Origin of the sequence: Bradyrhizobium huanghuaihaiense (genome assembly GCF_025200885.1) — a bacterium.
Classification (GTDB): Bacteria; Pseudomonadota; Alphaproteobacteria; order Rhizobiales; family Xanthobacteraceae; genus Bradyrhizobium; species Bradyrhizobium huanghuaihaiense.
The window spans coordinates 2,457,116-2,479,481 of sequence record NZ_CP104172.1 but is presented as its reverse complement, the minus strand read 5'-3'; the positions used below and the strand labels follow the sequence as shown (position 1 = coordinate 2,479,481).

Here is a 22,366-nt window from a genome sequence, read left to right as displayed (position 1 = left end):
GCCAGGGCCATGTGAAACTAGGGCCTATTAGGGCCCGGCCGGTTTAGGCGGGCCGCTCACTAGCCAGGCGGCAACCGAAAAATGCCTTTATTTTTCGTCCCTTCCGGCGTTTTCAAGAGGCCCGGAATAGAGCTTGCAGCAAGGACCACACGGTTTTGCCGTACGCACTCAGCGCCGTTCGTCTACACGCGGCCGCGGACTCACAGGGACTACCCGCCCTGCCCGCCACCGGTCGTGCCGACGCTGCCGCGTCCACCGCAACCCGGCCCGCGTTTCGAACGACTCGCGAACCGCCCCTCTTCGTCGGGCCGGGCTGTTTCGACTTATGCCGCAATTCCGAATTTCGGTAAAGTGGAATATTTTTGCGCAGAGGGGTTGACGGAGTGCGAGGTGTTTTGCCCGACGTGAGACCAGTTTCGTAGGATGGGTAGAGCGAAGCGAAACCCATCGCGTTCTTTCCGCGGTGATGGTGATGGGTTTCGCTTCGCTCTACCCATCCTACTGCTCCCTCAACTCCGCTCTCCGAACTTGGCTCCGTCGTCGCATTGCGACAGATCTCCGGCCCAATCTGCCGGATAGTTGCCGATCTCGACGTGGCGATGGAATGACGTCGGTGCCCAATCGCAGACCCGATTAACCAGACCGTGCTTGACGGGGTTGATGTGCACGTAGTCGATGTGCCGAGCATAATCCTCCTCGTCGCGGATGGTGTGCTCCCAATAGCGGCGCGGCCAGATGCCCCGCTCTGCCCTGCTGACGCGGCTCGCTGAGACTACTTCGCCGGGCACGAGGTGGCGGGAGAAGGCGGATTTGATTTGTCGCCAGCGCATTGCAAAATCTGCATCTCCGTCAGGCATCGTCCAGACGGTGTGAAGATGCTCCGGCAGCACCACGATTGCATCGATCATGAAAGGATGCCGCTGGCGAACTTCGCGGAAGGCCGCGCGCAATAGGTCGATGTTCGCCGTCAGAAGCGGAAGGCTCCGATCCGCCAAGTTGACGGTGAAAAAGAAGCTTCCGCCGGGAATGAAATTGCGTCGATAGGAGGTCATGCCTCATTTTAGCACAACCTTGCAGACGATTCTAATTCCGACCTCAACCTATAGTGAAGGGCTTGTAGGATGGGAAGAGCGCAGCGAAACCCATCGCACCTTCAAAGAACGCGGCACGATGATGGGTTTCGCTTCGCTCTACCCATCCTACGAAGATCTCACGCCACCGCCGCGTCCGGAATGCGCGCGGCTTCCATCGGCTGCTTGCCGCGGATCAGGTCCGAGGCGCGGTCGGCGATCATCATCGTTGACGCATTCAAATTTGCCGAGATCATGCGCGGCATGACGGAGGCATCGATGACGCGGAGGCCTTCGAGGCCGTGGACGCGGAGCTGGTCATCGACCACCGCCCAGGTCGAGTCCGCCGGGCCCATGCGGCAGGTGCAGCCGGGGTGGAAGGTGGTGGTGCCGCGCTCGGTGGCGGCGTGCAGGAATTCGTCGTCGGTGTTGACGTTGGGGCCGGGGAAATCCTCGTAGGCGTAATAGGGCGACAGCGGCGCGGACTTCAAAAGCCGCCGCGCGAGCTTCATGCCGCCGACGATCACGCGGCGGTCGAGCTCGGCATCGAGATAGTTGGTCTGGATGATCGGCGGCGCGAACGGATCGGAGGAGCGGATGCGGACATAGCCGCGGCTCTCCGGGCGCTGCTGCCAGGAGGCGACCGTCATGCCGGGCTCGTCCTCGAGCTGCCCCTGCACGCCTTCCTTGTAGGAAGCGGGCGTGAAGGTGAGCTGGAGATCGGAGCTCTCAGCGCTCTCGCCGGAGTGCCAGAAGCAATAGACCATGGTCGGCGACAGCGACAGCAGGCCGCGGCGCGCGGTCGCCCATTTCAACGCCTCGATCCACAGCGAGAAGCCGCGGCGGAGCTCGTTGATAGTCTTGATGTCTTTCACGCGCGCCACCGTGCGCGGGGCGTAATGGTCCTGAAGGCCCTCGCCGACGGGCAGCGCGTGACGCACCGCGATGCCGTGCTGCTGCAACAGATCCGGCGAGCCGACGCCGGAGAGCTGCAAGAGCTGCGGCGAATTATAGGTGCCGCCGGAGAGGATCACTTCCTTGTTGGCGCGCACTTCGACGGGCTGGCCGCCACGGCCGCCCTTGGTGTAGCGCACGCCGACCGCGCGCTTGCCTTCAAAAATGATCTCGGTCGCATGCGCATGCGTGTGCACATGCACGTTGGGCCGCTTCATCGCGGGCTTGAGGAAGGCGGTCGAACCGGAGACGCGCAGGCCCTTGTCGATGGTGCGCTGACAGTAGGAGACGCCCTCCTGGGTCTTGCCGTTGTAGTCGGGGTTGCGGGGAATGCCGAGCGAGACCGCGCCTTCCATGAAGGCTTCGCAGAGCGGATCGCGCCAGTCCATCGTGGTGACGATGAGGTTGCCGTCGCGGCCGCGATAGGTGTCCTCGCCCTCGCCGACCCGCTTCTCCAGGCGCCGGAAGTAGGGCAGCACGTCGGCGTAGCCCCAGCCGCGATTGCCCATCTGCGCCCAGGTGTCGAAATCCATGCGCTGACCGCGGTTGTAGATGTGGCCGTTGATCGAAGACGAGCCGCCGAGCGTCTTGCCGCGCGGCGCGTAGATGCTGCGCCCGCCGGTGTAGGGGCCCACCTCCTGCTGGTAGGCCCAGTTGATGCTCTTCATGTGGAAGGTCTTGATGAACCCCGCCGGCAGATGAATGTAGGGGTGCCAGTCGCTGGGCCCGGCTTCGAGCACGCAGACGCTGACATTGGGATCTTCGCTGAGCCGGCTGGTGAGCACGCAACCGGCGGAGCCCGCGCCGACGATCACATAATCGAATCTATCCATGGTCCCTCGGCCGCCCCTAGCGCGGCTTGTCGTTGAGTTGAAATTCCAGATGCGCCTGCACCGTCGGCCATTCGGCGGCGGTGATGCTGTAAACTACAGTATCGCGCAGCGTACCGTTCGGCGCGACCTGATGGCTGCGCAGGATGCCGTCCTGCTTGGCGCCCAGGCGCTCGATGGCGCGGCGGCTCTGGTGGTTGAAGAAATGCGTACGGAACTCGACCGCGATGCAGTTCAGCGTCTCGAAGGCATGCCGGAGCAGGAGCAGCTTGCACTGCGTGTTGAGCGGCCCGCGCTGCGCGCTCTTGCCGTACCAGGTCGAGCCGATCTCAACGCGGCGGTTGGTGGCATCGATGTTCATGTAGGTCGTCATGCCGACGATATTGCCGCCGGCGTCGAACACGGTGAAGGGCAGCATCGAGCCGGCGGCCTGCAGGCCGAGGCGGCGGTCGATCTCCTTGCCCATGTTCTCCGGCAGTGGGATCGCAGTGTACCAGAGTTTTGACAGCTCGCCGTCCTTGACGGCCTCGACCAGTCCCTCGCGATGCTGATGCGACAGCGGCTCGAGACGGGCATGCTGTCCGCGCAGGGTGATGGGATCAGGCCAGGGCATTGAAGTCGCTCTCCGTTGTCATTGCGAGGAGCGAAGCGACGAAGCAATCCAGACTGTCACCGCGGGGGCATTCCTGGATTGCTTCGCTTCGCTCGCAATGACGGTCACTAGCACCGTTTACTTGTTTAGGAAATTGAGAGGCAAACCGCCGCGCGGCCAGTCCATGGCGATCAGCTCGCCCTTGCCTGACAGCGTGATGTAGGCGGTTTTCAGCCCGGGGCCGCCGAAGGCGATGTTGGTGGTGACGCGGTCGCCGGTCGGGACCTGCTCGACCAGGGTGCCGTCGGGCGCGATCACCGAGATGCAGCCGGAGACGAGGGTGGCGACGCAGACATTGCCGTTTGCTTCCACCGCAAGCGAGTCGAACATCTGGTAGCCGCCGAGGCCGCAAATCGGCTTGCCACGCTCGCCGCGATAGATCGCGTCACGCGGCTTGAGCGTGCCGGGCGCGGAGAGCTCATAGGCCCACAGCCGCCCCGTGGGCGTCTCCGCGATATAGACGGTGTTCTCGTCCGGCGACAGCCCGATACCGTTGGCCGGCAGCACGCCGTGCACGATTTCGACGATCTCGGTCATGCCGGGCTTGAGGTAATACATGCCGCCAACATCCATCTCGCGCGCGCGGCGCTTGCCGAGATCGGAGAACCAGAGGCCGCCCTGCCTGTCGAACACGAGATCGTTCGGCCCGCGCAGATCGTGCTCGCCGCATTTCGTCACGACGGTCTCGACCTTGCCGGATTGCAGGTCGACGCGCTGGATCGAGCCGCCGAGATAATCGTCCGGCTGCGGGCCGGGCATGATCATGTTGCGGGTCGGAATCCAGGAGAAGCCGCCATTGTTGCAGATGTAGATCTTGCCGTCGGGCCCGAGCGCGGCGCCATTCGGGCCGCCCGGAATTTTCGCCACGATCTCCTTGCGGCCGTCGGGATAGACGCGCGTCAGGCGCTGGCCGCGGATCTCCACCAGCACCACCGAGCCGTCCGGCATCACGACCGGCCCTTCGGGAAATTCGAGGTCGGTGGCGAGAACGCGGACGTTGGACATGTGGGACCCTCCCGGCTGCTTGTTATGGCTTGCACGGGATGTCCGGCACGGGCCCCACACGCAAGATTTGCCTGCGGTTATGACAAAGTCACCCCCGCTTGCCAAGCAAGCGGGATGGTATGCCAGCCCTGCAGCTTACTCCCGCACGGGCACCCAGATTTCGAAGCCGCCATTGCCGGTCGCGGGATCGAACTTTTCGTCATAGCGCTCGAAGTTCGGCGCATCGGCCGCCTTCAAGCCGGAGGCCGGCAGCCATTGATTCCAGATCGTATTCACCGTGCGGCGGATCGAGGCGACGTGCTCGGTGTGGGTGAACACCGCATAGCGCTGCTCGGGGATGCGGATGCGACCGAAGCGGCGCGGCAGGTCGGAGAAGTCCGCGACCTCGACGCCGGCGATGTAGTCGAAATTGCCGGCATCATCACCGTTGCAGCAAACGCCATAGGCGACATTGCCGATCCGCGCGGGAATGTCGGCGACCTCCTGATGGAAGCGGTGCCACAGGCCCGGGATCATGGCGCCGTTGTCGCAGGCGATGCGCTCGGCAGGGCCGGCGACGAGGAAGGCCTTCGCCGTCTCGAAACGCGGTGCGGCAAGGTTGTCGAGCATGGTGGAGTCCATGAGGATTGGCTCCTGAAGCTTGAGATGGCTGACGCATGTCGCGGTCCGCACAGCTTCGGGCGTGGTGCCGAACTGCTCGCGGAACGCGCGGGTGAATGCTTCGTGCGAGCCGTAATCCGCCTCCAGCGCGATGCTGAGGATGTCCGGCGCGCCGTTCGCAAGGCTGCGCGCGGCCTCCGTCAGCCGCCGTGCGCGCAGGTAGCGCATCGCCGGCAGGCCGGTGGCTGCGGCAAACGCACGCACCAGGTGGAACCGCGACACGCCGGCGACCGCGGCGATCTCGTCGAGCGTCATCGGCTCGGCCAGATGGCTCTCGATGTACCAGAGCGCGCGCTGGGCTGGGTTCATGACGGTCGGACCTCGTTCGAAGCAAGGCCATGATGCACCGAAGGCCGCCGGCTTCGCTTGATCGGCGTTGCGGTCCTTTAGGAAGATAGCGCCGGAACTGCCACTGGCAACGTCCGGGCGTTCGTGGCTACATTCGACAACTCAAAACCGCTCACAAGAAAGCAGGAGGAACCGCCACATGAAGATCACCGATGTGCGGGCGCACCATATCCGCATCCCCTATGACGCCGGGGTTGCGAGCTTCCGCCAGGGCGCTTCCGCCATCACCGCCCTCGACATGGTGCTGGTCGAGGTCACGACCGATGCCGGACTGACCGGCTGGGGCGATGCCTTCGCCTATGTCAGCCCGCGCACCACGCGGAGCGCCGTCGAGGAGATGATCGCGCCGCAGGCCATCGGCCTCGAGGTTCCTGACGCCGCCGGCATTGCCGCGGCGATGGAGCAGATCCAGCGCAATCTGCATCTGTTCGGCCGCTACGGCATCACCATGTTCGCGATCTCCGGCCTCGACATCGCGCTGTGGGACCTCGCCGCGAAGATCGAGGGCGTGCCGCTGCACCACCTGCTCGGCGAGATCAGGCGCCCGGCCATTCCCGCCTATGCGAGCCTGTTGCGGATCGGCTCGCCCGACAACATCGCCGGTGAATGCCGGAAGGCGCTCGCGCTCGGCTATGGCGCGATCAAGCTGCACGAGACCACGCTGCCTGCGGTGTTCGCCGCGCGCGAGGCGATCGGGCCCAACATTCCCCTGATGGTCGACATGAACTGCCCGCTGTCAGGCGAGCAGGCGATCGCATTCGCGAAGGCGTGCAAGGACGCGCAGCCGATGTTCCTGGAGGAGCCGGTCTGGCCGCCGGAGGATTTTGCCACGCTCGCCGACGTTCGCAGCAAGGGCGGGCTCGGCGTCGCAGCCGGCGAGAATGCCTGCACGGAATATCAATTCCGCCAGATGATGGATGCCGGCGCCGTGAGCCACGCCCAGCCGTCGGTGATCAAGGTCGGCGGCATCACGGAGTTCCTGAAGGTCGCGGCGCAGGCCGATCAACGCGGCGTCAAGATCGTCCCGCATTCCCCCTATTTCGGTCCCGGCTTGCTGGCGACGCTGCATCTGCTCGCGACGCGCGAGGACGGGCTGGTCGAAATGTTCTACCTCAAGCGCGAAGCCTGCCTGTGGGGCGGCCGCGCCGATGCCGATGCCACCGGCCATGTCGCGGTGCCGGCAGGACCCGGGCTCGGCTATGAGCCCGATCGCGACGTGATGGAGCGCTATCGCGTGGCGTGATCGACGCGCCTATTTCGCAGCGTCCTTTGGCGGCGGCGCGTCCTGCTTCTTCTTCAAATCTTCGGCGGTCTTCGCCTGCGCGGCCTGGAGATCACTGATCGTCTTCTGCAGGCCGGCAACGCTCGTCTTCAGCGCGTCGATCTGGCGACCTGCCGCATCCAGCTTCTGCTGATGATCGAGGTTGAGCTTGGTGATCGTCTTCTGGAGGAAGTCGATATTGCTCTGGAGACAGCTGGTGCGGCGCTCCATGGTCTTCTCGACGGTGCAGATCTCGATGCCCGGCACGTCCTGCGCGCGGAGCGGCGCAGCCGCCAGCGTCGCGAGCAGCAACATCGGGAAAAAAATGCCGGTGCTTCGAAGCGGCATGCAGGGTTCCTCGCCAAATGATCACAGCAATGTGCGCCGATTGCGCACAGCGGCCGGACGCTACCACACTCGTACCGCATTCTCGCGTTGAGCTTGGCTTGTTCCCTGGGACGGGGAGCAGTGAACCGCACGCGAAGGAAGTGGGCGCACTTTCGCGGCTTTGTTTAGGGGAGATTTTTACAATGGCAACGCGCGATAGACGTCTGGCGGAGTTCGATGGCGCTGGAGAACCGCCACCTGGCCTGCCGGTCGAAGTGCTGTGCGAGGATCACAGCGGAACATATCAGCTGCCGTTCGCCTGCCGCTATGTCGGAGGACGCTGGCAAAACCACGAGGCCGGCATCGCAGTCGAAGCGACCGTCATCGGCTGGCGCCTGCCGCGGGTGAAGCATTCGGGCGTCGCCTGACTGCGGCTTGTGTTCCAAAATGCGACGGGGCCGCGCTCCGCCTTAACCAACGGAACGCGGCCCGAACGAATCACGTCCGAATCAGCGGAGCGGCCCCGTACACAGCTGTTCACGGCTAGATGTCGCAACCGGCCCGCGCGGCCATACAATATCTGCGTACCATGGGACCGCCTGGTCCCCGGGGCGAGCGCCAAAAGTTAACGGCTTCAATGACATGGCTACCGTGGGCGGCGGCGCGAGGCCTCGCTCCCAAAACAGGCAGGGCGACGTCGCTCCTGCCTAATATTCGACCTCGAGCTCCTCGATCTCGGCCGGCTCTTCCTTCGCCGCCGCGATCCACTCCCTCATCTCGGGCATCGCCATGATGGTATCGGCATAAGCCTTGAGGCGCGGCTCGAGCTTGACGTCATAGGTGACGAAGCGCGTCACCACGGGGGCGTACATCGCATCCGCCATGGTGCGCCGCTCGCCGAACAGGAACGGACCGCCGGATTTCTCCAGACAGTCGCGCCAGATGAACCAGACGCGGTCGATGTCCGCCTGCGCGCGCGACCAGATCTTGAACCCGGGGAAGTGGCCCTTGAGATTGACCGGCAGCGAAGCGCGCAGCGTGGTGAAGCCGGAATGGATTTCGCCGCAAATGGAGCGGCAATGGGCGCGCTGGACGCGGTCATCCGGCAACAGCCCGGCTGACGGCATCACCTCGTTGAGATATTCGGCGATCGCAAGCGTATCCCAGACTACGGCGCCCTCGTGCCGCAGGCACGGCACCAGGATTGACGACGACAGCAGCAGGATCTCCGCACGCGCCGATGCGTCATCCGGCGCGGTCACAACTTCCTCGAAGTCGAGCCCGGAAAATTTCGTCAGCAGCCAGCCACGCAGCGACCAGGACGAATAGTTCTTACTGCTGATGGTCAGTGTCGCTTTCGCCATATGGCCTCTTCCCTCACGCCTGTGACCCGCACCCCGCCCGGCCGCGGATTTGCTCATTCGCTGAGCTTCCCGGTGTCCTCACCCCGCTTCCGGAGCAAGCGATGTGCCAATTTTGCGGGCGGTCCTGCTCCCGTCTGGCTTCGATATTGCATGACGGCAGGGAACAGGGTGGGCAATTCGGTATGATGTCGATGTATTATCAGGCCTTTCAGAACCATATGGATCTGACGGCGCCGTGGCGGGCGGGCGCCTCGTCCGCGCTGAAATTCCTCAATCTGGCGCCCCAGGGCATGTCGCACCAGGTGGTCGGCCGACTCTCGGCCGCGCTGGAGCTGATCTCGCGCTCCACCCTCACCTATGACCGCCCGGCCTATGGCATCGACAGCGTGATGGTCGGAAACCGCGAAGTCGCCGTGCGCGAGGAGATCGCCTACGCGACGCCGTTCGGCTCGCTGCTGCATTTCAGGAAGGACGACGTGGGCGAGCAGCCGCGCATGCTGCTGGTGGCGCCGATGTCCGGCCATTTCGCGACGCTGCTGCGCGGCACCGTGAAGACGCTGCTCCAGGACCACGACGTCTACATCACGGACTGGCACAATCCGCGCGACATTCCGCGCAGCGAAGGCCGCTTCGGGCTCGACGAGTACACCGAGCATCTCATCGACTTCCTGGGACAGCTCGGCCCGCGCCCGCACATGGTGGCGATCTGCCAGCCCTCGGTCTCGGCGCTCGCGGCTGCCGCGATCATGTGCGAGGACAATCATCCGTCGCGGCCGGCGACGCTGACGCTGATGGCGGGGCCGATCGACACGCGCATCCAGCCGACCCGGGTCAACGAGTTCGCCAAGAGCCGGCCGATCGAGTGGTTCGAGCGCAACCTGATCAACTACGTGCCGATGCAGTGCCGCGGCGCGCTGCGCAAGGTCTATCCCGGCTTCGTGCAGCTCACCGCCTTCGTCTCGATGAATCTCGAGCGCCACATCAAGCAGCATCTCGACCTCGCCAATCACATCGCCAAGGGCGAGAAGGAGAAGGCCGCGACCATCAAGACCTTCTACGACGAATATTTCGCGGTGATGGACCTGCCGGCGGAGTTCTACATCGAGACCGTGCGCGACGTGTTCCAGGAGCACCTGTTGCCGCAGGGCAAGCTGATGCACCGCGGCCGTCCCGTGAACACCAGGGCCGTCAGCCGCATGGGGCTGATGACGGTCGAGGGCGAGAAGGACGACATCTGCTCGATCGGCCAGACGCTGGCGGCGCAGGACCTCTGCACCGGCGTGCGCGCCTATCGCCGCGTCCACCACATGCAGGCCGGCGTCGGCCATTACGGCGTGTTCTCGGGCAAGCGCTGGAACAACGAGATCTATCCGCTGCTGCGGGATTTCGTGCACGTGAATTCGTAACCGTCATCCCCTGCCGCCAGGACGGCCAGCCAGCCAGCGGAAGCGGCACGTGCCTAATGCGCTTGCGCGAGCAACTCTTTTGCTTCCACGAGCTCGGGAAGATCTCGCTCCGTCTCGAATCCAGCGAGCACGGGAGCGAGCAGTTCGGACACCCTACCTGCTCGGCCATTTGTCCTGTGCAGGCGGGCAAGCCCAAGAGCGCTGCGCAGCTCGAAGGTCTTGGTCTGCTGGTGTCGCGCGATGTCCAGCGCTCGCCTGAGGTCGTCTTCGGCGCTGGATTCGCTCGAAGAACCATGGCGCGACAAGAGTTTACCGCGGACACGATGCAGCTCGGCATCAAGCCAATGCTGGCCGGACTGTTCGGTCCGGGCGATCAGTTCGTTCAGGATCTCCAGCCCGGTCTCGACTTGGCCGACCTCTGCATTCGCCACGGCAACATGCATCCCCCAAAACGGCTCGCACAGGTAGCAATCGTTCTCGTGCAGCAAGCTCCAGCCCTGACGCATGTCCGCCAGTCCGGCCATTCGGTCGCCGGCCCGCCACTTGGCGAGGCCATTCAGGTAGGTGCCCGCGGCCACGTACAACGGCATCGTGTGGTCGCGCGCGAGACCGAGCGCCAGGATCGTCTCTGTTTGCTGCAACATGCCCCCGCATACCCCGTCGAACACGGCGCGATGAACCAGCGCGTTGGCCTGGGACAGAGCGCGCTTTTCTGCCGAAGCACCCACCGCTTCGGCAGCGAGCTTGCGTGCGCGCGCGACGATACCGAGCGGCCAGAGCACCAGTGCAAGGAATCTCATGATCACGAACGGCAGATCCAGCGCCGAAGCCCTGAATGTCGCGGGATCCGGTTCGGCGCCATAGATCGCGAGCGCCCGCTCGAGATGCGTTCGCGCGTTCAGGTAATCGCCGGCGAACCAGCTGGTGACGCCGCCCGTCCAATGAGCGACAACGGCGGCCACCGGCGAGTCCGGTCGTCGGTCAGCGGCACTCCTGATGGCATCCGCCAGCTCGCGCATCGGAGCGAGTTCGCCGTGCGTCAGGCAGGCATTGAAGAGCCCCGAATGGATCGGCGCAAGTTCAACGGGATCATCGATGTCGACTGCGAACTGGCGCGCACGCGTCCACGCCGCGACCGTTTCGGGAGCGCTGTGCCCGAGGCTGCCACGCAAGGCACGGCCATACGAGATTTGAAGGTGCAGCCTGCTAATCATCCGGCGAGGATCGTCAGGCAGCTCGTCGGCGGTCGCAATGGCCTTGCCGAGATGCGCGATCGCTTCGGAATAGGCAGAGCGTTTCAGCGCCTGCTGGCCCGCCTTGCGCCACCATTCGAGGGCGACCTCGCTCAGCCCCGCTTCCGTGAAATGGTGCGCGAGAACCTCCGGCTCGGTCTCGGCGACGACTGGAAATTTCTCGCGCAGGACATCGCCAATTCGCGTGTGAAGCAGCTGCCGTTTGCTCTTGAGCAGGCTCTCGTAGGCCGCTTCCTGAACTAGGGCGTGCTTGAAACTATAATTTGCTTCGGGCGGAGCCCCGCGGCGAAGCAGCAGTTCGGCCTCTTCAAGCTGTGCCAGCGCATCGCTCAGCGTCAGATCATCGCGTCCCGCCACGGTTTTCAGCAGCGCGTATGAGAAGTCGCGCCCGATGGCGGCGCCTATCTGCGCCACCTCCTTGACCGGAGCGAGCCGGTCGAGCCGCGCCATCAGCGAATCCTGCAGCGTGGCGGGAATAGCAAGCGACGGGAGCGGACTACTCAGGCGATAGCGCCCGGCATCTTCGACGAGCAGGCCGGACTCCAGCACCATCTTGGTCAACTCCTCGACGAACAGCGGGACGCCATCCGTCTTGTCGATGATCTGCTTCATCATCTCGCGCGGCAGCTGGCGACCGACGACCACCTGTTCGACCAGCGCGCGCGTGTCCTGCCGATCGAGCCGATCGAGTCGCAACAGACCGACGTTGGCAAGGCCCGACCAGGAAGGCTCGAACTCCGGCCGGGATGTCATGAGCACGAGTATCGGCAATGCCCTGATCCGATCGACCGCGAGATCAAACAGTTCAAGTGTCGTGGCATCGGCCCAATGCAGATCCTCGCAGATGATCAGCAGAGGCTGATCGCGCGCCAACCCCTCAAGCTGATCGAGAAGGGCGGCAAATGTCTGTCGCCGCAGCTGCGCCGGGCTCAAGCCAAGGGGCGGGCAATGGTCACTGGTTGGAATCGAAAGCAGGGCCGCAATGAGCGGTGTTGCCCGGGCGACCTGCTGGGTCCCCAGGGCCAGCATTGCCTCGAGCTTGCCGAGCTTTTGTTCTGGCGTGTCGTGCGAGCGGATTCCGGCGGCGCGCTCGAGCTGCGCGACAAAAGGATGCAGGGCACTGTTGGTATGGTATGGCGAACACTGATATCGCACCCGACGGTGTGTCCCCAACGAAGGACTTTCGGACAGCGTTGCGACAATGCGCGACTTGCCGATGCCCGCTTCGCCGGAAATCAATACGATCTGGCCCTGGCCCTGCCATGCCTCACGCTGGCGCGAGAGAATGAATTCGATCTCGTCCTTGCGGCCGACAAAGCCGATCGAGCGCGCGGCGCGGACCGCCTCGAAGCGGCTCTCGGATGCGGTCGCTCCTTCCACCGCCCACACCGCAATGGGTTCGCCTATCCCCCTGACTTCGCGGCGGCCGAGATTGCGAAAGGTGAAGAGATCCCCAAGCAGCCGGCGCGTCGACGATGCAACGACGACCACACCCGGCTCCGCCAGGCTCTGAAGCCGCGCGGCGAGGTTTGGCGTATCTCCGACGGTCGCGTGCTCCTCCGATGCATCCCCGCTGATGAGGTCGCCGACCACCACAAGCCCGGTCGCAATGGCGATCCGCAGCTCAACCTTCTCGCCGGCGCCTGTCTTGAGCTGGCGAATTACGGAGATGATGTCGAGGCCCGCTCGCACTGCGCGCTCCGCATCATCTTCGTGGGCGCGCGGATAGCCGAAATAGACGAGTATCCCGTCACCGACGAACCTGGCTATCCTGCCGTCATAAGCGGCAATGACACGCGCGCATGCGGCGCGGTAGGCCCGGATCACTTCCCACATGTCCTCGGGATCGAGACGCGCCGAGAGCGCAGTCGAGCCGACCAGATCGCAAAACATCACGGTGAGGTGGCGCCGCTCGGCGTCGTGAGGAGGAGCGGGCGATGCGATCAACGCGGCTGGATCGAGGTCGGCAATGGCACGCTGCATCTTGCGGCGATGACCGAGCAGGACTCCGAGCTTGTCAAAGTCCTCGTCCATCAGCTCGGGAAGGACGCCCACGTCGATCCCATTCTGGGCAAAACGCTCTGCGTATTGCCCAAGCCCCAGCTTCCCGAGCCACTCCGCAATCTGCATGGCTCCACCGATGTTGTGGCTGGCAGTTAGCAGAATCTTGGACCACGGCCGCGCGGAGACAATATCCCAACGCCACCATGATGGCACGTCTTGTTTGCTGCGCAAAAATTTAGGTTATTCGATACCGACAAGGTATCGACCGGTACAGTGCTCGATGCGAACGGCCGCGCTACCAAACATCGTTGGCACGCAGCGTTGGACGGCAGAGGTTGCGATGAGCCGTCACTGCTCACTCCAGACCAGAAGCCGAACCAACACTGCGGCTTTCGCTCACGTGCGATGCCAAGCCGACGTCTTTCCGTGAGCGCACTTCCTTCATTGGCTCATTCGCGGACGCTTCGTGGCTGCGAGCCATCGTGCCCGCTGCAACCTGAAGCGAAGAGCCAACCACCCAGCAGCCGGCAACAAAGCCTATCAGGCCGTTGGGCAGATTTTGATCAAGGACAAGGATGCTGACGGACAAAGTTGCGGCGATGGCCGCGCCGAACGTTCCGGCCGCGCTCATGATCTCAGCCGGCTCGGAGCCGGTCCATTCTTCCGAGATGCTCGATGTCGGCTTCCGCGAGACATTGCCGGACAAATCAATTCCGACATAACAGCTGACAGCTCCGTAGAGCATTGTCAGGAGCACAATCCAGCCGCTTTCGAACAATCCGCCTTTCTGACGCAACAGGGTTGCACCGACATAGAGGCCGCAAGAGGCCCCCACGGCCGCCAGCCCAATTCTTTCAAGGATATGGGCCGACTTGATCAGACTGGAACGGGCGATCCCAAGACTGCCGACGTGCCTCTTGAGGGAGAATGCGCTGGAAATTGCGCTGCTAATCTTCATTGGGGGGCTCCTTCTGAGTAATTGGCAGCCTACTGGCTGACCCCAAATAGAAGCTGCCTGGACGCGTTTCTCGATGCCCTCGATTCCCACTTCTGAAAAATCTGTGCTGAGTGATGGGGCTGGCTTGCTCGTGCGCAAGACGAGGAGCCAATCCAAAGCTGCGCGCACGCGGCTGCGCAGGCATTGCATCTCACCCGTATTTGTCGAATTCGAGTCCGGGTGCGGCAATTTCTTGCCGGAGTGTTAGTTCAAAACGAGAGGGACGAACTATGAAGCGGTTCACACACCGCTGTTTCCTGTCGCTCCATCCGATCACGAATTCCGGAGGACACATGAAGTTCGCAATCAGGCCGACCACTCCTCACCCCACACCTGCACCACGTGGCCAGGCGATACTTCGCGATACTGCCGTACCGGCGGCTGGTAATCCGGTGCGCGCACCGGGCTTCTGATCTCGTCGTTGGAGGCTTCACGCTTGGTGCCGCGGCGCGACGGGTCTGGCACCGGCACCGCCGCCATCAGCTTCTTGGTATAGGGATGCTGCGGATCGCCGAACACCGAAGCGCGAGGGCCGATCTCGACGATCTCGCCGAGATACATCACCGCGACGCGGTGGCTCATCCGCTCGACCACCGCGATGTCGTGAGAAATGAAGAGATAGGCAAGGCCCATGCTGGCCTGAAGGTCGAGCATCAAATTAACGACCTGCGCCTTGACCGAGACGTCGAGCGCGGAGACCGCCTCGTCGGCGACGATCAGCTTCGGCCCGAGCGCGAGCGCGCGCGCAATGCAGATGCGTTGGCGCTGGCCGCCGGAGAATTCATGCGGGAAACGCGCGGCCATGTCGGCGGCAAGACCAACACGCACGAGCAGGTCCGCGACCTTGTCGCGCGCCTGTGACGCGGTGGCGAGACCGTTGGCGAGCAGCGGCGCGGCGATCGCCGTTCCCACCGACATGCGCGGATTGAGGCTCGCGAACGGATCCTGAAACACGATCTGCATGTGCTTGCGGAAATCGCGCAAAGTGCGGCCGTTCATGGCGAGAACATCCTGGCCGTCGATCAGGATCGTCCCGCTGTCGGGCTCGAGCAGCTTGAGGATGGAGCGGCCCGTCGTCGACTTGCCGCAGCCGGATTCGCCGACCAGCGCCAGCGTCTCGCCGGCGCGCAAGGTGAAGGAGACGTTCTCGACCGCGTGCACACGGCCGGAGACTTTTCCGAACAAGCCCGAGCGGATCGGAAAGCGCGTGGTGAGGTTTGAGACTTCCAGCAGCGGCCGCTCGGCGATCGAGACCGTATCGGGGGTCTCCATCGGCTCGTCCGATGTGCCCGTCACCTTGTCGACGATCGGAAAACGCATCGGCCGGTGGCGCCCGTCCATCGAGCCGAGCCGCGGCACGGCCGCGAGCAGCGCACGGGTATAGGGATGCGAGGGCGCGGCGAAGATGCGCGAGGTGACATCCGTCTCCACCGCCTGCCCGCCATACATCACCACGGTGCGATCCGCGATCTCGGCGACCACGCCCATATCGTGAGTGATGAAGAGGATCGACATCCCCTCCTCCTGCTGAAGCTCCTTCAGCAGTTCCAGGATCTGGGCCTGGATGGTGACGTCGAGCGCGGTGGTCGGCTCGTCGGCGATCAGGAGCTTCGGCTTGCAGGCGAGCGCCATCGCGATCATCACGCGCTGGCGCATGCCGCCGGAGAAGCGGTGCGGGTGCTCGTGGAAGCGCGATTTCGCCGCCGGGATGCGGACGCGGTCGAGCAGACGGACGGTCTCGGCCTCTGCCGCCGCGCGCGACAGGCCGCGATGCTGGATCAACGCCTCCGCGATCTGAAAGCCGATGGTGAGCACGGGATTGAGGCTCGTCATCGGCTCCTGGAAGATCATGGCAACGTCGTTGCCGCGAATGTCCTTCATGCTCGCTTCGGGCAGCGTCAGGAGATCGCGCCCGGCGAGCGTGACGCGGCCCTCGATGCGGCCGATCTCCTTCGGAACGAGCCGCATGATCGAGAGCGCAGTGACGCTCTTGCCCGAACCGGACTCGCCGACGATCGCCACGGTTTCGCGGGGCGCAATCTCGAACGAGACGTTGCGGACGACGGGGACCCATTGCCGCTCGAGCATGAACGATGTGGTGAGGCCCGAGACGGACAGCACGGGGGACTGTGCTTCGGCCAGGACTTGATCTGGTCTCGTTGCACCAATGTTCATGCGGGGCCCCCTGCACGTGCCCAGGCGGAGGTCCGCCCCCTCTCCCGCTTGCGGGGGAGGGTTGGGGAGAGGGTGTCTCCGCTGGCGAGGACCCCCAAGAGGAGAGAGCCCTCACCCGCGCCTTCGGCGCGACCTCTCCCGCAAGCGGGAGAGGTGCACCGAGTCCGCGGCTGCATCGATGTTCCCATCACCACCACCCCTCAATAGCCGCGCGTACGATCGACCAACCCCGGCAGGTCTTCGCCGCGGCGGTGACGTGCGATGATGTCGAGCACGTAGTCGACGGCCGTATCGGGCGTGGTCATGCTGGCATTGTGCGGCGTCAGCAGGATGCGCGGATGGCTCCAGAACGGATGGCCCGCCGGCAGCGGCTCGGGTTCGGCGACGTCGAGCACCGCGCCCGACAGTGCGCCACTGTCGAGAGCGGCGAGGAAATCGGCCTCAATGAGATGCGGGCCGCGTCCGACATTGACGAGACAAGCACCGCGCGGCAGGCGCGCGAAGAGGTCCGCATTCAGGATGCCGCGGGTCTCGTCGGTCAAGGGCAGCAGGCAGACGAGAATGTCGGTCTGCGCGAGAAAATCCGGCAAGGCCTCAGCACCTGCATAGCAAGTGACGCCTTCGATCTCGCGCGCCGAGCGATTCCAGCCGAGAAGCGGAAAGCCGAACGCCTTGAGCCGTTCGAGCACGGCCTGGCCGAGCTGGCCGAGCCCCATCACGCCGACACGCCGGCGCTTGGCCGGCGTGATCCGGATCTCGCGCCAGACCTGCTCCTTCTGCTGGTTGATGAAGTGCAGGAGGTCGCGATGCAGGGCGAGTACGCTCATGGTGACGTATTCCACCATGGTCTCGGCGATGCCGGGCTCCAGCATGCGCAGCAGCGGTATGTGCGGCGGCAGCTTTGTCACATCGAACTGGTCGACGCCGGCGCCGACCGAGAACACCAGCTCGATGTTCGGGAACGTCGTCGCGATGTCATCGGGCGGCACCCAGGTCACGAGATAACGAACATCGGCGGGATCGCCGATGTCGGGCCAGAGCCGGAACGGCATGTCGGGCGCGCGCTCCGCGAAGAAACGCGCCCACTCCGCGCCGCGCACCGTGTTGGCCTTGTAGAGAACCGTCATGTCACGCCCGCCCTCAGAACGGGCTGACCGGCGCGAGCCGGCGGCCGTCGATCATGCGCTTGTGGCTGTAGGCGGCGGGATCGACCAGCGGCGTCGATCCAGTCACGATATCGGCGGCGAGCTTGCCGGCCGCCGGGCCGATGCCAAAACCGTGGCCGGAGAAGCCGGTCGCGAGGAAGAAGCCCGGCAGCGCATCGACCGGCGAGATCACGGGAATGGTGTCCGGCGTGCAGTCGATCGTGCCGCCCCAGGCTTCCGCGATCTCGATGTCCTTCAGCTCCGGGTTCGACTTGATCAACGAAGCCAGCGCCGCATTGACCAGCGACATGTCGGGCGCGGGATCACGCACACGCTCGGCCTCGAACGGCGACGGCTTGTCAAAGCTCCAGCTCGTGCCGCGCATGATCTGGTCGAAGAACGACTTGCCGAACGACAGCTTCAATCCGTTCTTGCGATGCAGATAGGTCGGCCAGAAGGTGCGCGCGTAGCGAAACAGATCGGGCGACAGCTCGACCGTGCCGCGGTTGCGCAGCGCCAGTGTGAAGCCGCCGTCGAGGCGGCGGCGGATGCAATAGAAGTCGGTGCCGAGCGCGCCCGAGGTGATCTCGGGCGCCGGCGTGGTCCGGCATGCGGTGGCATTGACGAGGCCGATCGGCAGCTCGATGCCGTGGCGGCGGCAGAACAGCGACGACCATGCGCCGCCCGCCAGCAGCACGGACTGCGTGCGAATGGTGCCCTTCTCGGTGACGACGGCGCTGACCCGGCCGCCGGTCGTTTCCAGCCCGCGCGCGGCGCAGCCCTGATGGATGGTCACGCCGTGCTTGCGCGCGGCCGTGGCGAGCGCAGGCACGGCCATCGACGGCTCGGCGCGGCCATCGCTCGGCGTGTGCAGGCCGCCGACCCATTTGTCGGCATTATCAGGCAAGTGCTCGGCAACCTCGGCCGGCGTCAGCACGGTGGAGTGGACCTGCTGCTCGCGCGCGATCGCGGCCCAGCGCTCCCAGCCGGCGAGCTCGTCCTTGCTCTTGGTGAGGAACAGGACGCCGGTGCGGCGGAAGCCGGCATCGACGCCGGCGTCGTTCTGCATGTCTTCCCACAGCCGCAGCGCCTCGCGCGCCAGCGGGATTTCCTCGCGTGCGCGGCCTTGCTGGCGGCACCAGCCCCAATTGCGGCTCGATTGCTCGCCGCCGACATGACCTTTCTCGACGAGGGCGACGGAGTGGCCCTTCTTCGCCAGATGATAGGCGGCGGACACGCCGATGACGCCGCCGCCGATGACGACGACGTCCGCCTGCGCCGGCAGGCGTTCGTCGCTATTTATACGGGTGAGCGGCGGGGACATGGGGCACTCCTGGCATTCAGTTCGGTCGAGCTCTTGCTCGTCATGGAATGTTCATTCGCGGATCCAGCGCATCGCGCAGGCCGTCACCGAGGAAGTTGAAGCTGGTCACCGCTAGCGTGATGGCGACACCCGGCACGATCGCGAGCCACGGCGCGCTGGTGAGATAGATCTGCGCGTTGTTGAGCATGTTGCCCCAGCTCGCCGCCGGCGGCTGGATGCCGAAGCCGAGATAGCTGACATAGGATTCGAGCAGGATCGCCTTGGCGACGTTCAGCGTCGCGGCCACCACGATCGGCGCGATCGCATTGGGGACGAGCTCGCGGAACATGATCCGCAGGTTCGACGACCCGAAGGCGAGAGCCGCCACGGCGAACTCGCGCTCGCGCAGCGAACGCACCTGGGCTTCGACGACACGGGCAACGGCCATCCAGGCGGTGGCTGCGATCAGCACGGTGGTGGTGACGAGGCCGGGCTCGGTGAGCGCCGCGAGCGCGAGCAGCAGGAAGATGGTCGGAAAGCACAGCACGGCGTCGACGAGCCGCATCAGGACCGCACCGACGGCGCCGCCATAGAAGCCGGCGAAGGCGCCGACCACGATACCGACCGCCATCGCCATCACCATCGCGACGATGCCGATCGAAAGCGACACCCGTCCGCCCATCATCAGGCGCGCCAGCACGTCACGACCGAGCTCATCGGTGCCGAGGATATGCGCGCCCGACAGCGGCGGCGCGAACCGCTTCATGATGTCGATATAGGTGTCGTCGAACGGCAGGAAATAGGGACCCAATGCTGAGCCGAGGACCAGGACGAGAATGATCATCGCACCGGCAAGCGCAAGGCGATGACGGCAAAAGCGCCGCCACGCGGCCTGACCGGGCGTGCGCTGAACGGTGGAGAGGGCCGCAGTCGCCATCGCCTAGCCCACCCGGATGCGCGGATCGACGACGGCATAGAGGATGTCGGCGAGCAGCGAGCCGATCAGCACCATCGTCGCCGAAAACATCAGGATGCCCATCACCACGGGATAGTCGCGGTAGCCGATGGAATCCAGAAACAGACGGCCCATGCCGGGCCAGGTGAACACGGTCTCGGCCACCAGCGCGCCGCCAAGCAGCGTCGGAAACTGCAGGCCGGCCACCGTGATCATCGGCAGCAGCGCGTTGCGCAAGCCATGCACCGTGAGGATGCGCCATTCCGGCAGGCCCTTGGCGCGCGCGGTGCGGATGTAGTCCTGGTTGATGACCTCGAGCATCGAGGAGCGCATGAAGCGCCCCCACATCGCGGTCTCGACCAGCGCCAGCACCATCGCCGGCGCAATCAGATGATGCAGCAGGTCGAGGAAGGAGCCGTCGCCGACGGTCTGGCGATTGCCTGCCGGGAGCCAGCCGAGCTTCACCGAGAACACGTAGATGGTGACGAGGCCGAACCAGAAGGTTGGGATCGACAGCGCGATCATGGCGCCGACGGTGGCGAGCGTATCGAACACCGAATAGCGGCGCAGCGCGCCAAGGATGCCGATCCAGCAGCCGAGCAGCACTGCGATGATGGTCGCCGTCGCCATCAGCTCCAGCGTCGCGCCGAGATGCGAGGAGATCACCGACAGCACCGCCTCGCCGTCCCGATAGGACTTGCCCCAGTCGCCTTTCAACATGCGGCCGAACCAGTCGAGATACTGGATTGGCAGCGGCCGATCGAGGCCGAGCTGCCTGGTGACGCGATCGAGATCCTCCTGCGTCATCTGGCCGGAGACGGCAAACTGCGAGAGCGGGCCGCCCGGCGCCAGGTGCAGAATGGCAAAGCCGATCGCCGAAACGATCACGAGCAGCATGATCGCCTGTGCCAGGCGATTGGCGACGTAGCGGGCCATCTCAGGCGATCCAGCCGGCCTGAGACATCAAGCCCAGTACCATTCGCGCATGTTCCAGCTGTTGATCGACATGTTGATGTTGGGACGGAAGCCTTGCAGCCCCTCCTTGATGCCCTCGGCGATGAAGCTCTGGAACAGCGGCAGGATGGCGAGGTCGTTGCGGATGAGCTTTTGCAGCTCGCCATAGGTCGCCTTGCGCTGCGCCAGGTCGAATTGCTTGGCGCCTTGAGACAGCAGCCGGTCGGCCTCCGCACTCTGGTATTGATAAGTGTTGTAGCCGCGACCGCCCTTGGCGGGAATGGCACCGGAGCCGAAGCGCGGCGTCACGTCGGGGTCGCTGCCCAGCATGAAGTTGACGCCGACGATCACGGAATTGAACTTCGATTGCTGCCAGAAGTCGCCCCAGATCACGGCCGCCGGCATGTTGTTGACGCGCATCGCCGCGCCAATGGCCCGCCAGTCCTGGATCAGGAGCTGCTGGCACTGCTCGCGCACGGCACTGCCCGCCGTCGTCGAGTTGGTGAATTCGAGCTTCACGCCGCCCTTTTCGCGAATGCCGCCGGAGCCGCGAACCCAGCCCGCAGCGTCGAGCAGCGCATTGGCCTTGGCAGGATCGTATTTGTGCTGCGGCAGCCCCTGCTGGAACGACCAGGCCTGCTGCGGCACGAAGCTCTCGGTCTGCGTCGGCAGGCCGTAATAGAGCGCATCGATGATCGCCTGCTTGTTGATGCCGAGATAGAGCGCCTCGCGCACGGCGCGGTCGGTGAAGGGACCAAAATCCAAATTGGGCGCGATATGCTCTACCGAAGACGTCGAAGAGACGAAGATCTTGCGACCCTTCAGCGTCTTCGCCTCCTGCACGAAGTTCGGCAGGATGCCTGCAAGGCCCGTGTAGTCGACCTGTCCGGTGCGGAACTGGGTGTAGAGCACGGTGAGATCGGGAATGTATTTGAAGACCACACGTTCGACGTACGGCCCCTTGCCGTGATAGCCGGTGTGGGCATTCAACTGGATATGATCGCCAGGCACGCGCTCGCCCCAGCGGAATGGACCGGTCCCGACCGGCGCATTGTGGAACGGCGAAGCGTTCGGATCGGACACCTTCTCCAGGATGTGCTTGGGCACGATGAAGGTGAACGACGCCAGGATCGACATGTACGGCGAATAGGGCGCTTCCATCCGCCAATGAATCTCGTCGGGCGCGACGACGGTGATGTCCTTGACGAGGCTATGGCCGACCCGGCTGCGCGCGCGGAAACCGGGATTGTTGATCAGCTCGATGGAGAATTTGACGTCCTCCGCCGTGAACGGCGTGCCGTCATGCCATTTCACGTCGCTGCGGAGCTTGATCTTCCAGGTCAACCCGTCGGCCGACAGGCCACCATTCTCGAGGGTCGGGACTTCGCGGGCGAGGTCGGGAACGAAATTCCCGTCGGGGTCGATGTACCAGAGCGGCGAAAACACCTGCCACCAGATGCCCTGATCGACCTCGATGCCTGGCATCAGCGGATGGAAGACGGTCGGCTCCTGCGACAGCGCCGCGATCACCTGGCCGCGCGGCTTGTCCGGCGGACTGGTCGGGCGCTCGGTCTGCGCGAAGGCGCTGCCTGCAAGACTCCATCCCGCCGCGGCGCCGGCGCCGAGCTGGAAGAACTGACGGCGATTCGGAACTCCGAGATGCACTGCCCCAACGCCGAACCTGCCGGTGTCGTCTGCCATGA

At 64.6% G+C, this 22,366-nt stretch carries 18 protein-coding genes; 3 read left to right on the top strand and 15 right to left on the bottom strand.

Annotated features, from left to right (window positions below; genetic code table 11):
* Positions 1–509: 509 nt before the first annotated feature.
* The 5 genes from N2603_RS11680 to N2603_RS11660 all read right to left on the bottom strand — a co-directional run bounded on the left by N2603_RS11680 (position 510) and on the right by N2603_RS11660 (position 5,480).
* Positions 510–1,052 carry an REP-associated tyrosine transposase gene (locus tag N2603_RS11680; RefSeq protein ID WP_260388846.1) on the bottom strand — a complete coding sequence of 181 codons (543 nt, stop codon included), beginning with the start codon at positions 1,050–1,052 and terminating at the stop codon, positions 510–512.
* A gap of 158 nt (positions 1,053–1,210) precedes the next feature.
* On the bottom strand, positions 1,211–2,857 hold the full coding sequence (locus N2603_RS11675) for a GMC family oxidoreductase (protein WP_260388845.1): 1,647 nt from the start codon (positions 2,855–2,857) through the stop codon (positions 1,211–1,213).
* 16 nt (positions 2,858–2,873) lie between these two features.
* Positions 2,874–3,467 carry a GNAT family N-acetyltransferase gene (locus N2603_RS11670; RefSeq protein WP_260388844.1) on the bottom strand — a complete coding sequence of 198 codons (594 nt, stop codon included), beginning with the start codon at positions 3,465–3,467 and terminating at the stop codon, positions 2,874–2,876.
* 117 nt (positions 3,468–3,584) lie between these two features.
* The gene (locus N2603_RS11665) at positions 3,585–4,511 is read right to left on the bottom strand and encodes an SMP-30/gluconolactonase/LRE family protein (RefSeq protein ID WP_260388843.1); all 927 of its coding nucleotides are present in this window, start codon (positions 4,509–4,511) and stop codon (positions 3,585–3,587) included.
* A 135-nt stretch (positions 4,512–4,646) separates the two neighbouring features.
* Positions 4,647–5,480, bottom strand: a complete 834-nt coding sequence (locus tag N2603_RS11660; RefSeq protein ID WP_260388842.1) for an AraC family transcriptional regulator — start codon at positions 5,478–5,480, stop codon at positions 4,647–4,649.
* Positions 5,481–5,658: 178 nt separating this feature from the next.
* Here N2603_RS11660 and N2603_RS11655 point away from each other — a divergent pair, with 178 nt between their 5' ends.
* Positions 5,659–6,762, top strand: coding sequence for a mandelate racemase/muconate lactonizing enzyme family protein (locus N2603_RS11655; protein WP_260388841.1), 1,104 nt, complete (start codon positions 5,659–5,661; stop codon positions 6,760–6,762).
* A 9-nt stretch (positions 6,763–6,771) separates the two neighbouring features.
* Here the strand turns inward: N2603_RS11655 and N2603_RS11650 are convergent, their stop codons facing one another.
* The gene (locus N2603_RS11650) at positions 6,772–7,128 is read right to left on the bottom strand and encodes a hypothetical protein (protein WP_018641036.1); all 357 of its coding nucleotides are present in this window, start codon (positions 7,126–7,128) and stop codon (positions 6,772–6,774) included.
* A 182-nt stretch (positions 7,129–7,310) separates the two neighbouring features.
* Here N2603_RS11650 and N2603_RS11645 point away from each other — a divergent pair, with 182 nt between their 5' ends.
* Positions 7,311–7,535, top strand: a complete 225-nt coding sequence (locus tag N2603_RS11645) for a hypothetical protein (protein WP_211406954.1) — start codon at positions 7,311–7,313, stop codon at positions 7,533–7,535.
* A 279-nt stretch (positions 7,536–7,814) separates the two neighbouring features.
* On the opposite strand, the gene N2603_RS11640 is transcribed toward N2603_RS11645, so the two are convergent.
* On the bottom strand, positions 7,815–8,471 hold the full coding sequence (locus tag N2603_RS11640; protein WP_026311707.1) for a glutathione S-transferase family protein: 657 nt from the start codon (positions 8,469–8,471) through the stop codon (positions 7,815–7,817).
* A 182-nt stretch (positions 8,472–8,653) separates the two neighbouring features.
* Between N2603_RS11640 and N2603_RS11635 the strand changes: the two genes are divergently transcribed.
* The gene (locus N2603_RS11635) at positions 8,654–9,877 is read left to right on the top strand and encodes a polyhydroxyalkanoate depolymerase (protein ID WP_260388840.1); all 1,224 of its coding nucleotides are present in this window, start codon (positions 8,654–8,656) and stop codon (positions 9,875–9,877) included.
* 53 nt (positions 9,878–9,930) lie between these two features.
* Here the strand turns inward: N2603_RS11635 and N2603_RS11630 are convergent, their stop codons facing one another.
* The 8 genes from N2603_RS11630 to N2603_RS11595 all read right to left on the bottom strand — a co-directional run bounded on the left by N2603_RS11630 (position 9,931) and on the right by N2603_RS11595 (position 22,364).
* On the bottom strand, positions 9,931–13,260 hold the full coding sequence (locus tag N2603_RS11630) for an adenylate/guanylate cyclase domain-containing protein (protein WP_260388839.1): 3,330 nt from the start codon (positions 13,258–13,260) through the stop codon (positions 9,931–9,933).
* 229 nt (positions 13,261–13,489) lie between these two features.
* Complete coding sequence (locus N2603_RS11625) at positions 13,490–14,092, bottom strand: hypothetical protein (RefSeq protein ID WP_260388838.1); 603 nt, start codon at positions 14,090–14,092, stop codon at positions 13,490–13,492.
* Between the two features lie 345 nt (positions 14,093–14,437).
* A complete protein-coding gene (locus tag N2603_RS11620) occupies positions 14,438–16,306 on the bottom strand; it encodes an ABC transporter ATP-binding protein (protein WP_260388837.1) in 1,869 nt (622 codons plus the stop codon).
* Positions 16,307–16,506: 200 nt separating this feature from the next.
* Complete coding sequence (locus N2603_RS11615; RefSeq protein WP_260388836.1) at positions 16,507–17,433, bottom strand: 2-hydroxyacid dehydrogenase; 927 nt, start codon at positions 17,431–17,433, stop codon at positions 16,507–16,509.
* Positions 17,434–17,446: 13 nt separating this feature from the next.
* Complete coding sequence (locus N2603_RS11610) at positions 17,447–18,775, bottom strand: NAD(P)/FAD-dependent oxidoreductase (protein WP_260388835.1); 1,329 nt, start codon at positions 18,773–18,775, stop codon at positions 17,447–17,449.
* A 40-nt stretch (positions 18,776–18,815) separates the two neighbouring features.
* Positions 18,816–19,691 carry an ABC transporter permease gene (locus N2603_RS11605; RefSeq protein ID WP_260388834.1) on the bottom strand — a complete coding sequence of 292 codons (876 nt, stop codon included), beginning with the start codon at positions 19,689–19,691 and terminating at the stop codon, positions 18,816–18,818.
* A 3-nt stretch (positions 19,692–19,694) separates the two neighbouring features.
* The gene (locus N2603_RS11600; RefSeq protein ID WP_018641046.1) at positions 19,695–20,645 is read right to left on the bottom strand and encodes an ABC transporter permease; all 951 of its coding nucleotides are present in this window, start codon (positions 20,643–20,645) and stop codon (positions 19,695–19,697) included.
* Positions 20,646–20,672: 27 nt separating this feature from the next.
* Positions 20,673–22,364 (bottom strand): peptide ABC transporter substrate-binding protein, encoded by a 1,692-nt coding sequence (locus tag N2603_RS11595; RefSeq protein ID WP_260388833.1) that lies wholly within the window; start codon positions 22,362–22,364, stop codon positions 20,673–20,675.
* Between the last annotated feature and the right edge of the window lie 2 nt (positions 22,365–22,366).